Annotated in this window: 15 protein-coding genes; 6 read left to right on the forward strand and 9 right to left on the reverse strand. The window is 43.4% G+C overall.

The annotated features are described in order from the left end of the window. Positions 1-280 precede the first annotated feature (280 nt). Positions 281-1,069: a precorrin-4 C(11)-methyltransferase gene (gene cobM, locus IM500_RS07710; RefSeq protein WP_190722641.1), complete on the forward strand. Its 789-nt coding sequence runs from the start codon at positions 281-283 to the stop codon at positions 1,067-1,069. A 371-nt stretch (positions 1,070-1,440) separates the two neighbouring features. Here cobM and IM500_RS07715 read toward each other — a convergent pair whose 3' ends face one another. From IM500_RS07715 to IM500_RS07735, 5 genes are all read right to left on the reverse strand, one after another. Further along, positions 1,441-1,908 carry a TspO/MBR family protein gene (locus IM500_RS07715; protein WP_002799098.1) on the reverse strand — a complete coding sequence of 156 codons (468 nt, stop codon included), beginning with the start codon at positions 1,906-1,908 and terminating at the stop codon, positions 1,441-1,443. A gap of 9 nt (positions 1,909-1,917) precedes the next feature. After that, a complete protein-coding gene (locus IM500_RS07720; protein WP_002781759.1) occupies positions 1,918-2,259 on the reverse strand; it encodes a translation initiation factor in 342 nt (113 codons plus the stop codon). Between the two features lie 108 nt (positions 2,260-2,367). Next, positions 2,368-3,882 carry a cryptochrome/photolyase family protein gene (locus IM500_RS07725; protein WP_287738073.1) on the reverse strand — a complete coding sequence of 505 codons (1,515 nt, stop codon included), beginning with the start codon at positions 3,880-3,882 and terminating at the stop codon, positions 2,368-2,370. A 2-nt stretch (positions 3,883-3,884) separates the two neighbouring features. Continuing rightward, positions 3,885-4,043: a hypothetical protein gene (locus tag IM500_RS07730; protein WP_002750171.1), complete on the reverse strand. Its 159-nt coding sequence runs from the start codon at positions 4,041-4,043 to the stop codon at positions 3,885-3,887. Between the two features lie 138 nt (positions 4,044-4,181). Continuing rightward, a complete protein-coding gene (locus tag IM500_RS07735) occupies positions 4,182-5,315 on the reverse strand; it encodes a HetZ-related protein 2 (RefSeq protein ID WP_287738074.1) in 1,134 nt (377 codons plus the stop codon). Between the two features lie 89 nt (positions 5,316-5,404). Here IM500_RS07735 and IM500_RS24440 point away from each other — a divergent pair, with 89 nt between their 5' ends. Beyond that, on the forward strand, positions 5,405-5,527 hold the full coding sequence (locus IM500_RS24440; protein WP_353737899.1) for a helix-turn-helix domain-containing protein: 123 nt from the start codon (positions 5,405-5,407) through the stop codon (positions 5,525-5,527). 54 nt (positions 5,528-5,581) lie between these two features. Here the strand turns inward: IM500_RS24440 and IM500_RS07740 are convergent, their stop codons facing one another. The 3 genes from IM500_RS07740 to IM500_RS07750 all read right to left on the reverse strand — a co-directional run bounded on the left by IM500_RS07740 (position 5,582) and on the right by IM500_RS07750 (position 7,906). Continuing rightward, positions 5,582-5,803 carry a hypothetical protein gene (locus IM500_RS07740; RefSeq protein ID WP_287738075.1) on the reverse strand — a complete coding sequence of 74 codons (222 nt, stop codon included), beginning with the start codon at positions 5,801-5,803 and terminating at the stop codon, positions 5,582-5,584. Positions 5,804-6,218: 415 nt separating this feature from the next. Further along, positions 6,219-7,328: an iron-containing alcohol dehydrogenase family protein gene (locus IM500_RS07745; RefSeq protein WP_012265683.1), complete on the reverse strand. Its 1,110-nt coding sequence runs from the start codon at positions 7,326-7,328 to the stop codon at positions 6,219-6,221. 20 nt (positions 7,329-7,348) lie between these two features. Continuing rightward, complete coding sequence (locus IM500_RS07750) at positions 7,349-7,906, reverse strand: Ycf51 family protein (RefSeq protein ID WP_287738076.1); 558 nt, start codon at positions 7,904-7,906, stop codon at positions 7,349-7,351. On the opposite strand from IM500_RS07750, the gene IM500_RS07755 reads away from it, so the two are divergent. The 4 genes from IM500_RS07755 (at position 7,883) to queC (ending at position 10,084) form a co-directional block, all read left to right on the forward strand. Further along, the gene (locus tag IM500_RS07755) at positions 7,883-8,500 is read left to right on the forward strand and encodes a 7-carboxy-7-deazaguanine synthase QueE (RefSeq protein WP_190720495.1); all 618 of its coding nucleotides are present in this window, start codon (positions 7,883-7,885) and stop codon (positions 8,498-8,500) included. The genes IM500_RS07750 and IM500_RS07755 overlap by 24 nt on opposite strands. 215 nt (positions 8,501-8,715) lie before the next feature. Then, positions 8,716-9,033 (forward strand): hypothetical protein, encoded by a 318-nt coding sequence (locus IM500_RS07760; RefSeq protein ID WP_046661710.1) that lies wholly within the window; start codon positions 8,716-8,718, stop codon positions 9,031-9,033. Then, a complete protein-coding gene (locus tag IM500_RS07765) occupies positions 9,030-9,392 on the forward strand; it encodes an aspartyl protease (RefSeq protein WP_147070668.1) in 363 nt (120 codons plus the stop codon). Before IM500_RS07760 ends, IM500_RS07765 begins: the two co-directional genes overlap by 4 nt. Then, the gene (gene queC / locus IM500_RS07770) at positions 9,392-10,084 is read left to right on the forward strand and encodes a 7-cyano-7-deazaguanine synthase QueC (RefSeq protein WP_190720500.1); all 693 of its coding nucleotides are present in this window, start codon (positions 9,392-9,394) and stop codon (positions 10,082-10,084) included. The genes IM500_RS07765 and queC overlap by 1 nt, the downstream gene beginning before the upstream one ends. A 26-nt stretch (positions 10,085-10,110) precedes the next feature. On the opposite strand, the gene IM500_RS07775 is transcribed toward queC, so the two are convergent. Beyond that, complete coding sequence (locus tag IM500_RS07775) at positions 10,111-10,683, reverse strand: manganese efflux pump MntP (RefSeq protein WP_012265686.1); 573 nt, start codon at positions 10,681-10,683, stop codon at positions 10,111-10,113. Positions 10,684-10,984 lie beyond the last annotated feature (301 nt).

Consider the following 10,984-nt stretch of genomic DNA (forward strand, 5'->3'; position numbering starts at 1 on the left):
GGGAGGCACAATTATTTGTAGGATGGGTTAGCGGTAGCGTAACCCATGCGGACGTTGGGTTTCATGCTTCAACCCAACCTACGTTCATCTTATATTTAATTCCACCCACCCACTTAATTATAGTCAGTTTTACCCTAATTAAATACAAATGTTCAGGTTAATGATAGGATTCAGTATTCAGGAGACAGTATTCAGTATTCAGGAGATTGTTTTTATTTATTCTCCCCACACCCCACACCCCACACCCCACACCCCACACCCCTTGTAAACAGGATTTAGTATGACTTTAATTGACTCCTCTCCTCTCCTCCCGGCCGTCTATTTTATTGGTGCCGGTCCCGGAGATCCGGAATTATTGACGGTAAAAGCCGATAAAATTCTCCAAAAAGCCGATGTTATCCTCTTTGCTGATTCCCTCGTCCCCAAACAGATTCTTGAGGATAGTCGTAAAGATGCCGAGTTAATTCCCACCAGTAGCATCACCCTAGAGGAAATTATCCCTTTAATGATCGATCGCGTGCGTCGGGGTTTAGCGGTGGTGCGACTGCAATCGGGGGATTTAAGTCTCTATAGTGCCATCCAAGAACAAATTCATCTTTTGACAGCAGCAGATATCCCCTTTCAGCTAATCCCCGGAATTAGTGCCTTTCAAGGATTAGCGGCCAAATTGTCCCTAGAATTAACGATTCCGGAATTAGTCCAGACAATTATTCTAACCCGGGTGGAAGGAAAAGCATCTCCCATGCCAGCAAGTGAAGAATTAGCCTCTTTAGCCGCTCATAAAGCCAGTTTATGCCTATATTTAGCCGCCCGTCATGTTGACAAAGCCCAGGAAAAACTCCTAAAATACTACCAGCCAGAGCAACAGGTGGCCGTTTGTTTCCGTCTCGGTTGGCCTGACGAAAAAATCTGGGTTGTCCCCCTGTCAGAGATGGCCCAACTAACCCATCGGGAAAATTTAACTAGAACTACCCTTTATCTCATTAGTCCCGCTTTAAACCAGATTACAGGAACTCGATCGCAACTTTATCACCCGCAACATTCCCATCTTTTCCGTCCTCATCCCTAGGTATTTTCTGGGAAGTCTATCGAAAGAAACACTAGGTTTCTACCTAAAGTTAGAGTTAAAGAGCGGCGATTTTGTTTAAAATCGCAGTAGGAGGTAGGACAATTTTAAAAGCTTTTAAAATTAGTCTAACAATCCATGCACAGCTGCCCTATATGTTCGGGAATTACCCTTCGTCACCTTGTGGCTAGTCGTGCTTACTGGTATTGTCCTCACTGTCGTCAGGAAGTCCCTAACTTCCTTGATTGCTCCAGTCCAGCCAAGGTAAAGGTAGAGCGAGTTAAAGTGCGAAAAACAGTCTAGATTTTCAAGTTGGTAGATGGCAATAAGATCTGTGGGATGGGTTAAAAATTAACCCATCCCACTTTACCTGTCTAGACATCCCGAGGATTGAGATGGCTCATTTCCCAAGTCACATAGGTACCGATCGGACTCCAAATCAGGTAGGGTAGGAGTAGGATGCCCGCCCAAGAAGAAACAGGGAAAACCAATAGCGCCAGAAGACAACCCAAGAAAAAACCCGTACCTCCGATAATCGTTCCCGCTTTGAGACTGCGTAGTTTACAGGTGACGGGAGTATAGGCAGTAATAGTCAATTCCACCAACAGATAAAAAGCCATCAAAAACCAGCGATTAGCCGGTTGAGCTTCCCAGACTAAATAAGCAGAAATTGCCCCACAAATATAGATAATTGTCCAGATAAGAGGGATTAATCTTTCAAAGGTTAACCAATCGGGACGACGCAATCGCGCAAACCAACGTACATCGCGAGAATTGAGTAATCCCCCAGCTAACGCTACCAAAAATCCCACGACACCGATAAGCAACCAAGAGGGAATCATGATTTTAAGCTATCCTCCGCTAATTTTGGCTTTGTAACCCGATTCAATGAGAATTTGTACAATTTTTTGGCGATGATCTCCTTGGATCTCAATGGTATTTTCTTTCACTGTACCACCCGTTCCGCAAGCGGTTTTTAACTGTTTTAATAATTTCGTCAGAGTTTCGGTTTGGCATTGAAAACCTGTAACTATGGTAACGGTTTTTCCCGCACGACCGGAGCGGGAGGTTTGTACTCGCAAATTCTGCTGATTTGGGGGTAATTCAGGAATGGAACGCTCAAAAGCTTGAGAATTACTTTCATTTCCAAATTCCTGATAGGCAATCCGGTTTTTTTCCTTTGATTTACTCATATAGCAATTATCATACTGGGTTTGGGGTTTGGGGGTGTTTCAGTGAGCAGTAAACAGTAAACAGTAATCAGTGAACTAAAAACTGGCATCTGATAACTGATAACTGATTCAAAGCTGACTACTGATAGCTCGTAATTGGTTGGACTGGTAGCGCATTTGATTAAGTTCAGCTGCCGACATTCGATCGAGATGACCTAAAATCATATTAACTCGACCTTGGGATTTTAATTTTTCTCGATGTCGTGCCAAAAAATCCCAGTAAAGAAAGTTAAAAGGACAGGCTAAATCCCCGACTCGTTCATTTTTTTTATACAGACAACCCCGACAATAATCACTCATTTTATCAATATAGTTGGCCGAGGCGGCGTAGGGTTTGGAGGCGAGAATTCCCCCGTCGGCAAATTGTCCCATTCCCAACACATTAGTCTGCATTACCCAATCGTAGGCATCGATAAAAACACTATGAAACCAGTTTTCAATCTCTTGGGGAGAGCAACCAAAAATTAAGGCAAAATTGCTCAAAATCATTAATCTTTGAATATGATGGGCATAACCAGTATTTTCCACCTGTGATAATACTTGTTTGAGGCAATTCATCTCGGTTTGGTTACTATCCCAAAAGAAAGCCGGTAAGGGTTGTTGATGCTCAAACCAATTATGATTAGCGTAATCTTCTCCCAGATAATGATAAATCCCCTGCATATATTCCCGCCATCCCAACACCTGACGGATAAATCCTTCGATGCTATTTAGGGCTAAATTATCTTTTTTATAGGCAATTTCTGCCCCTTGAATCACTTCCAACGGCGTTAGTAATCCTAGATTCAGATAGGGAGATAATAGGGAATGCCAGAGGGTTTCTTCTCCCGTTACCATCGCATCTTGGTAGGGTCCAAAGTTGGGCAGACAATTAGTAATAAAATGCTCCAAAACCTGTAAAGCTTGTCTGCGGTTTACTGCCCAGGTAAAAGGTTTGATTTTTCCATATTTAGGAATATCTAAAGCTTCCACATCAGCGATAACCTGAAGGGTAATTTCATCGGGTTCAAACCAAAGAGGAGCAGCAGTTTTTAATCCATCCTTGGGCGGTTTGCGGTTTTGTTTATCAAAGTTCCATTGTCCTCCTATAGGTTGATTATCCTCGATTAAAATCTGCCACTTTTTGCGACTTTCTCGATAGAAATCCTCTAGTAATAGTCTTTTACGAGATTTAGCCCAATTATTAAAATCTGTCCTTGTCCAGAGAAAGTGATTATTATCAATTATGTTTATAGCACAGTCTAAATTAAGATTTTTGATTAATCTAAGAAAAGGTAAATCATTAGGCATCATAATCTGTAATTCTTTAATACCTAATCGTTTAATCCAAGCAGATAAAATCGGCTTAAAATCTTCAGCAACTTCGTAGGTTACAGACCATCCTAAAGTTTTTAATTCTTCGGCAAAATGACGCATCGCCGACCAAATTAAAACTAATTTTTGCTGATGATAGGGTCTTTGTCGAATATGATTGTGGGATTCAATTAAAATAACCGGCGTTTCCTGTGAATAGGCTTGACGATTAGCTAAGGCCGCTTGTCCTGTCCATAATTGATCCCCTAAAATCCAAATACCAATGGTCATAATTATTTCATTGCCTCGACTATTCCCCCGTATTTTTTAGCCATAATATCCGCCATTTCCCGAGCAGAAAATTTACTGGCTTTATCAATGCTGGGGGTAAATGTACCCGTAGAGGTTAAATAATGGGTAAATACCCCGACTTTTTTGCTAATAATCCACATATTTCTTGAAGTCAAAAATCAAAAAGGGGATGGTAATTATGAATTATGAATTAGGAATTATGAATTAGGAATTGGGGAGATGGGAAAAAAAGCTGTCTCCTGACTCCTGAATACTGACTCCTATCTCCTGACTCCTGATTAGGTTTTTGTCCTGAGACTTTGGGCGCTTAGATAAAGTTGCGTCCATTCTTTGACCACTTGTGTGCGTTTACAGTTTAATTCGCCGGCGATTTCCTCAAGGGTTTTACCCGCTTTTAAGCCATCGATAACGCTTTTACCCCTGGGAGAAAGGCCAGCATAGTAACTTTGCCATTGACTGAGAGTTAAGCCAAAATTATGCTCTTTCGGGCTGATTTGTAACCATTCACTGATTAATTCTGTCCCTTCCTTGAGGGCAAAAACCTTAATCGCATGATAGCCAACTTTTTCCCGGAGACGATAAATCCGTTGAATGGGAATATTCATCTCTTTGGCGATCGCATCTGGGCTTTCGCCCCCTAGATAGAGGTTAAACCAAGTCACCGCCTCCGGACTAACATTTTCCTCTAGATACTTAGCAAAACTCTCTTGAACTTTTGCCCGTTGAATTTGCGCTTCTTGGCAAGTGCGTTCATCTTCGTAGGTAGCGATCGCATTTTGATCCAGTAAACTTAGGCTATTTTCCCCCTCATCGCCACTAATTTCATCGGAGAGAATCCGGATCATTTCTTGCTGCGGCACGTTAGTGATACCGCTTTTCGATTGACGACGGAGATAATTAACAAAACGATAGGCTAACAGGGGTTGATTGCGAATCGGACGCAGGGCGTATTCCTCGAGGGTGGCTAACAGCAGCCGATCGCGAGTAGTTTGATCGGTGGTACAACGAGCGATCCATGCTAACTGGGATTGCAGATAGCGATCGCTATTTAACATTTCTTGAATAATTTCTTGCAAGACATCGGCCACCGCTTGCCGACGATCGCGACTTAAGGAAACCCAAGTGCGAATTTGTTGCCGGAGAGTGACACAAGCGCCGAGACGATCGATCAGGTTACGATAGCCGCGGGTGGGACTAACTTTCAGATAGCGTTGCCGTAAAATTTGCCAAAGATAAACTAATCCCCGTTTAGCGATTTCTAAATCTCTCTGGTCCAAAGTTTCCCAACGTTGGCTATCTTCACCGAGTAACCAATTGATAATGGTATCCCGTTGGCGATCGGTTAAGGAATCCTCTGTTTGCCGGAGGCGATCTTGCCATTGTTGCCTTAACTCGTCGATTCTTGTCGTCATCGAAAAATTGGGTTCCAAACCCCGTCTTTTTAGGACGGCTTTAGTTTGAATATTAGCGCATTTACACGATATATGCTAGAACCTGAGCCATGGAGAAAGCCTATCGCTACCGATTTTACCCCACACCCGAACAAGATAGGACTCTAGGCAGAAGAGAAATAGGAATGGCGACGAAAGGGCGATCGCATCGCTTCCTAGGGTGCGTTCCCTGAAAACATGACAATTTCAAGGTTAACCAATATTTGGGAATGCACCACCCCTACCATTTATAATTCGGGAACATTTTCCTGTTCATAATTTTCTATTAATATTCCCAAAATTTCCATTAAAGAAGCAAGAGGATGATTTTCATTTTCTCCTATTTCATCTATCAACTCATCTAACATAATTACTAATTGTTCATATTCTGATTCGTTGCGAGGGATAAAGAGTATTTGCTTTAAGTTTGTCCAGGCTTGCCGTGTTTTCTCTAGATCTATCGTCGGCATTTTTTTACTCCTTCCATTTGTTTTTGTCGTATTCAGCATGAGCCTGTAGGGTGCGTTCCCTCAAACCATTGTGGCTTTAACATTAATTTGTATTTGGGAACGCACCACCCCCAACGCCTACTCCCTATTGGGTTTCACTATCATTCAACCCAACCCACAATTGCAGGGTGATTATTCTTTTAATTGTCAGCATCAGGATTTTCAGGCTTGGGGGACTTTCAGGATGGTTTAGTTGAGGGCTGTGATTGATTTGCTGCTCAAAACCTAGGGCTATAGGTGAGAATTTTATCGAAAAAATCGGGTCTAAAACCTCGCCTTAAGGCGAAAAGTTTTGGGAGCGGGGCATAAATCCCCGTTACAAAAACGGCCTCCTGCCCCCTGCCTCCGTTAATAATCAGTCCCGAAAATATTGCCCTTAATTAGCTTTAACTTTCTGCCCGATTGTATCGGCAGTGGTAGTGGAAACCATGGCCGCCATAACTTGTTCGGGGGAAACCGTAAAAGGCAGACGATGAATGTCCGAATTAGGCTGACAGGCAATTGCCGCCGCGTGGCGCAATTGGGCAAGGGAAACGTCTCTTAATCCTAAATCCTCTAGGGATTTCGGTAAACCAATTTGTTCATAAAACTGGATTAGTTGCCCCCGGGCCGATACTGCTAATTGATTACCCAAAACTATTTCTTCTAGACGCAATTGGGCGAGAATGCCGTAGGCGACTTTTTCCCCGTGCAGGGCATGATGGCAAGCGGGAATATGGGTTAAACCATTATGAATCGCATGGGCGGCCACGGTGCGACAATTAGCGCCCCCTAAACCACCAATTACTCCGGCTAATAAAACGGTGGCATCTACCACCTGTTTCCAGTCCTCCCCGCCGATATTTTCCAGGGCTGCCGGGGATTTTTGGAAAAGAATATCGCGTAAAACCCGGGCCTGTTGGACAGCGGCAATGATCAGGGTTTCTGTGCAATGACCGCTACTGACGGAAGCTTCGTACCATTTAGCGATCGCATCGCCAATACCGGCGATTAAGGTTCTTTTCGGGGCAGTTTGGATAATACCGTAATCGAGAATTAATAAATCCGGGCAACGGGCTAGGGACAGATCGTAAAGAAAAGCCCCTGCGTCAGAATAGACGTTAGATAGGGCTGTCCAAGCGGCACAAGTGGCGGCGGAGGTGGGAATCGTGGCGATCGGCAAATGGCACTGATGGGCGAGTAATTTGGCCGTATCGAGGGCCTTGCCGCCACCCACACCGATGATAAAATCTGCCTCATGACTCTTGACAGATGCCTTTAAATATGCTAAGGAATTTTCCGAACAATCGGGGGCGTAACTGTGATAGCTAGGAGTGAGATTTTTCAGGGGAGATGACAAAAAAGCTAAATTGCGATCGCCACCCACCACGAGGGGACGTTTACCCAAATCCGCTAATTTGCCGGTGGATTCTTCTAGGGCATTGTCACCCCGAATCACTTGTGCGGGGGCGATTAACAGGGGCAAAACAGCGACAGCATTGGACATTTTTTGACAACCTCTCAGGATTATTGGCTAAGTTTAGCGAAACTTTCGGGAAAAAGCTGTAGTTCAGGAGTATTATCTCCCGGGCCGGAGAAGGATTTTTTAATCTGTCCTAAGTACAAAGGAGCAGATAAACCGGGCTGAGGGTGAACCAGAGTGCGAGCGCTAATGATAAATTGATTATTACCGCCAGCACCGGCGCGACCAGAGGAAAACAAGTCACTAGCGGCTTGTTTTAGGGTTGCCTCCACCTGCTCGGGAGTAACAGTATTGGGCAGGGAGATAACAGCTTGATTAGCTCCGTTATCATAGACAAGGGAGAATCTCACCGCTCCAGGAATTTCGGTACGGGTAAACAGTCCCAACCCAAGACCGAAAATCCCCACCGTCAACACAGCCATAAAGCTAGTGACACCGACGAGACGAAAGCGGATTCCCCAACCGACGAGAAAAGCGATAATCGTGAGTACCAAAAAAACCAGCGTGGCAATACCAGACCATTGGATGTATTTGGCAAAGTTCAGGGGAATGTCCATATTTTCTATAATAATGATTCTATGAAAACGGTTAGCATAAACCATTGTACCTATCCTGTTGTCGAAACTTTCCATTCTGTGCAGGGCGAGGGCTTTTGGACGGGAAGCAATGCTTTTTTCCTCCGTTTGGGAGGTTGCGATGTCTATTGCCCTTGGTGCGACCAAAAAGAGTCTTGGAATGCCCACCGTTATCCCCAACAATCCCTGCGGGAATTGGTAGAGATGGCAAAAGGGGCTAACCCCGCTATGGTGGTGATTACCGGGGGTGAACCTTTGATGCACAATCTTGATCCTTTGACCAAGGAATTAAAAAATCAGGGTTTACGGGTACATTTAGAAACTTCTGGCGCTCATCCTTTTACTGGGGTTTTCGATTGGGTGACTTTTTCTCCTAAAACTTATAAAATGCCCGATCCTAGTATTTATGCACGGGTGAATGAGTTAAAAATTGTCGTGGCTAATCCAGAGGATTTAGACTGGGCAGCTATGCAGGAAAGTAAGTTATCGGAAGGGGTGATTAAATATCTACAACCCGAATGGAATACAGTGGAAAGCAAAGAGTTAGTCTTTAATTATGTTCTCCAGCATCCCCAATGGCGTCTCAGTCTCCAAACCCATAAGTTTTTAGGAGTCCGCTAGTCAGTTATCAGTTATCAGTTATCAGTTATCAGTTATCAGCTTTTTTCTCCTGCTCCCATCTCCCCCCGCAACGCGCACGAAGTGGTCTCCCCCCGCAACGCGCACGAAGTGGTCTCCCCACTTCCCCCCGCAACGCGCACGAAGTGGTCTCCCCACTTCCCAATTCATGATTCATAATTCCCAAACCCTAATTGACTAACAAGAGGTAAAATACTATGTCTAACAACAATTCTGAACGAGTAGTGCGTCGTGGTCGAGTTTTTCCGGAGATTCAATCTACAGAGGAAGAAAAGGCCAAACATCGCGCCCGACAATTAGAATTTTATCATCGTTGTTGGCCGATTTTTCAGAGTTTACAGCCCCGGTTAATGAAACATTATTATGGTTGGTACATTGCGATCGAACCCGATAGCGGCGATTATTTTATCGATCCCGACAAAGAAGTGGCTAGTAAAAAAGCAAGGGCAAAATATCCCGACAAAATCCATCATATCTTTGGCATTAATGAAACTGGAGTTAGTGGCAGAATATGATTGAAGGGAGATTTGGAGAAAATGGTCAAATTTATTTTGATATCGATTTAGTCAGCCCTAATGGTCTGGTGTTACCTGTAGAAGCTATGCTAGATACTGGTTTCACGGAGTTTTGTGTTATGAATGACCAAGATGCTCGCAGTCTTGAATGGCAATTTTTAAACCAAGATAAGTTACGCACTGCCCAAGGAGAAGCATTTTTTGATATATATTTAGGCAGAGTAAGAATTGATGGTCAGGAATACGAAATTCCCGTCTTTGCAGGGGAGGCAATTCAGGAGATTTTGTTAGGTTCGCGGTGGCTAAAACAATTTATCTTAGTAGCTAATTATCAACAAACACAGGTGACATTAGGATAATGACAAAAAAGGCGATTATTTTACTTTCCGGGGGATTAGATTCAGCGACAACAGCAGCGATCGCTCTAGCTGCTGGTTATCAATTAATTGCCCTTTCCTTTCGTTATGGACAAAGACACGAGCGGGAATTAGCGGCGGCGAAAAAAATTGCTAATTTCCTCAATATTAAAGAACATCATCTGATCGAAGTCAATCTATCTTTGTGGGGAGGTTCCGCTTTAACGGATCAATCTATAGCTATTCCCCAAGAGGGAATTAACCCAGATATTATCCCGATTACCTATGTGCCGGGGAGAAATACAGTTTTTATTTCGATCGCTCTTTCTTTAGCGGAAGCAAGGGAAGCGGAGGCGATATATTTAGGAATTAACGCGGTGGATTATTCTGGTTATCCCGATTGTCGTCCCCAGTATTTAGAGGCCTTTCAAACTTTAGCTAATTTATCATCGAAAGCGGGTTTAGAAGGGAAAGCACCCCAATTAATTGCCCCTTTGGTGATGGATAGTAAGGTAGATATCGTCCGTCGTGCTGTTAGTTTGGGGGTTCCCATTGCTGATACTTGGTCTTGTTATCAAGGAGAAGTTGAACCCTGCGGTTTATGCGATTCCTGTCGCATCAGAGATCAGGCTTTAATTGAGGCTGGTTATCCCGAATTAGCCACTCCCCTGTTGAAAAACAGCCGGGGAAAATAGGGAGGATAGTGAAAAATGGAGATAATCTAGGCAATTAAATGTTCAATGAGGATTTTACTGCCGATTAATATTAAAACTAAACCGCCGAGAATTTCCACCTTTTGACTAAATAAATTACCGAATTTATGCCCGATAAAAACAGCTATAAAACATAAAGCAAAGGTAATAGAACCGATGACAGTGCAAGCTAAAAGTAAGGGAGTTTTAATCATCGATAGACCCAAACCAACTACTAAAGCATCGATGCTAGTAGCGATCGCTAATCCGATTAAAGTATAGGAATCTAGAGGATTAAATTTTTTTTCTTCGTCATCATTTTGAACAGCTTCGTAGATCATTTTACTGCCGATCGCTCCTAAAATAATAAAAGCGATCCAATGGTCAAAAGAGGCGAGGAAATCGCGACAGGTTAGACCGATACCCCAACCGATCATCGGCATAATCGCTTGAAATCCCCCAAAAAACAAAGCAATTTTCAAAGCCTTATTAACATGAATATGACGAATCATCAGGCCACTGGTCAGAGAAACGGCCACGGCATCGGCGGCTAATCCCACGGCAACAAAGGAAGTGGTTAAAAGTTCGAGTGAAGTAAACATCTATAGTTGTTTATCCTTTAATTTCCCCTTATCTTAACTAATTTTTACCCAGAAAACTTTCATATTTCTATCATGATCCTCTCATTTATCTATCATTTCTCTAACCTAAGTAGGTAGGCGTTAAAAGTTGTCAGATGCCCCCCTTATCAAGGGGGGACTAATGGGACTTAAACGATCAACAAGAGTATAATAGAGTATAATCGTTAAAGAGTAAGCACTTTACGTTGAAAAATCGGCGATGAAAGAGACAACCCCAGCCGCAATGCCCCCATGCTTTGACCGATGGTGTCGGCGGTTTGAC

It is taken from the genome of Microcystis sp. M179S2 (assembly GCF_020245805.1).
Lineage (GTDB): Bacteria > Cyanobacteriota > Cyanobacteriia > Cyanobacteriales > Microcystaceae > Microcystis > Microcystis aeruginosa.

Bases quoted from the DNA above. Each gene is read 5' to 3' on its own strand.
- cobM (WP_190722641.1), top strand. From the start codon at position 281: ATGACTTTAATTGACTCCTCTCCTCTCCTCCCGGCCGTCTATTTTATT.
- IM500_RS07715 (WP_002799098.1), bottom strand. From the start codon at position 1,908: ATGATTCCCTCTTGGTTGCTTATCGGTGTCGTGGGATTTTTGGTAGCG.
- IM500_RS07720 (WP_002781759.1), bottom strand. From the start codon at position 2,259: ATGAGTAAATCAAAGGAAAAAAACCGGATTGCCTATCAGGAATTTGGA.
- IM500_RS07725 (WP_287738073.1), bottom strand. From the start codon at position 3,882: ATGACCATTGGTATTTGGATTTTAGGGGATCAATTATGGACAGGACAA.
- IM500_RS07730 (WP_002750171.1), bottom strand. From the start codon at position 4,043: ATGTGGATTATTAGCAAAAAAGTCGGGGTATTTACCCATTATTTAACC.
- IM500_RS07735 (WP_287738074.1), bottom strand. From the start codon at position 5,315: ATGACGACAAGAATCGACGAGTTAAGGCAACAATGGCAAGATCGCCTC.
- IM500_RS24440 (WP_353737899.1), top strand. From the start codon at position 5,405: ATGGAGAAAGCCTATCGCTACCGATTTTACCCCACACCCGAACAAGAT.
- IM500_RS07740 (WP_287738075.1), bottom strand. From the start codon at position 5,803: ATGCCGACGATAGATCTAGAGAAAACACGGCAAGCCTGGACAAACTTA.
- IM500_RS07745 (WP_012265683.1), bottom strand. From the start codon at position 7,328: ATGTCCAATGCTGTCGCTGTTTTGCCCCTGTTAATCGCCCCCGCACAA.
- IM500_RS07755 (WP_190720495.1), top strand. From the start codon at position 7,883: ATGAAAACGGTTAGCATAAACCATTGTACCTATCCTGTTGTCGAAACT.
- IM500_RS07750 (WP_287738076.1), bottom strand. From the start codon at position 7,906: ATGGTTTATGCTAACCGTTTTCATAGAATCATTATTATAGAAAATATG.
- IM500_RS07760 (WP_046661710.1), top strand. From the start codon at position 8,716: ATGTCTAACAACAATTCTGAACGAGTAGTGCGTCGTGGTCGAGTTTTT.
- IM500_RS07765 (WP_147070668.1), top strand. From the start codon at position 9,030: ATGATTGAAGGGAGATTTGGAGAAAATGGTCAAATTTATTTTGATATC.
- queC (WP_190720500.1), top strand. From the start codon at position 9,392: ATGACAAAAAAGGCGATTATTTTACTTTCCGGGGGATTAGATTCAGCG.
- IM500_RS07775 (WP_012265686.1), bottom strand. From the start codon at position 10,683: ATGTTTACTTCACTCGAACTTTTAACCACTTCCTTTGTTGCCGTGGGA.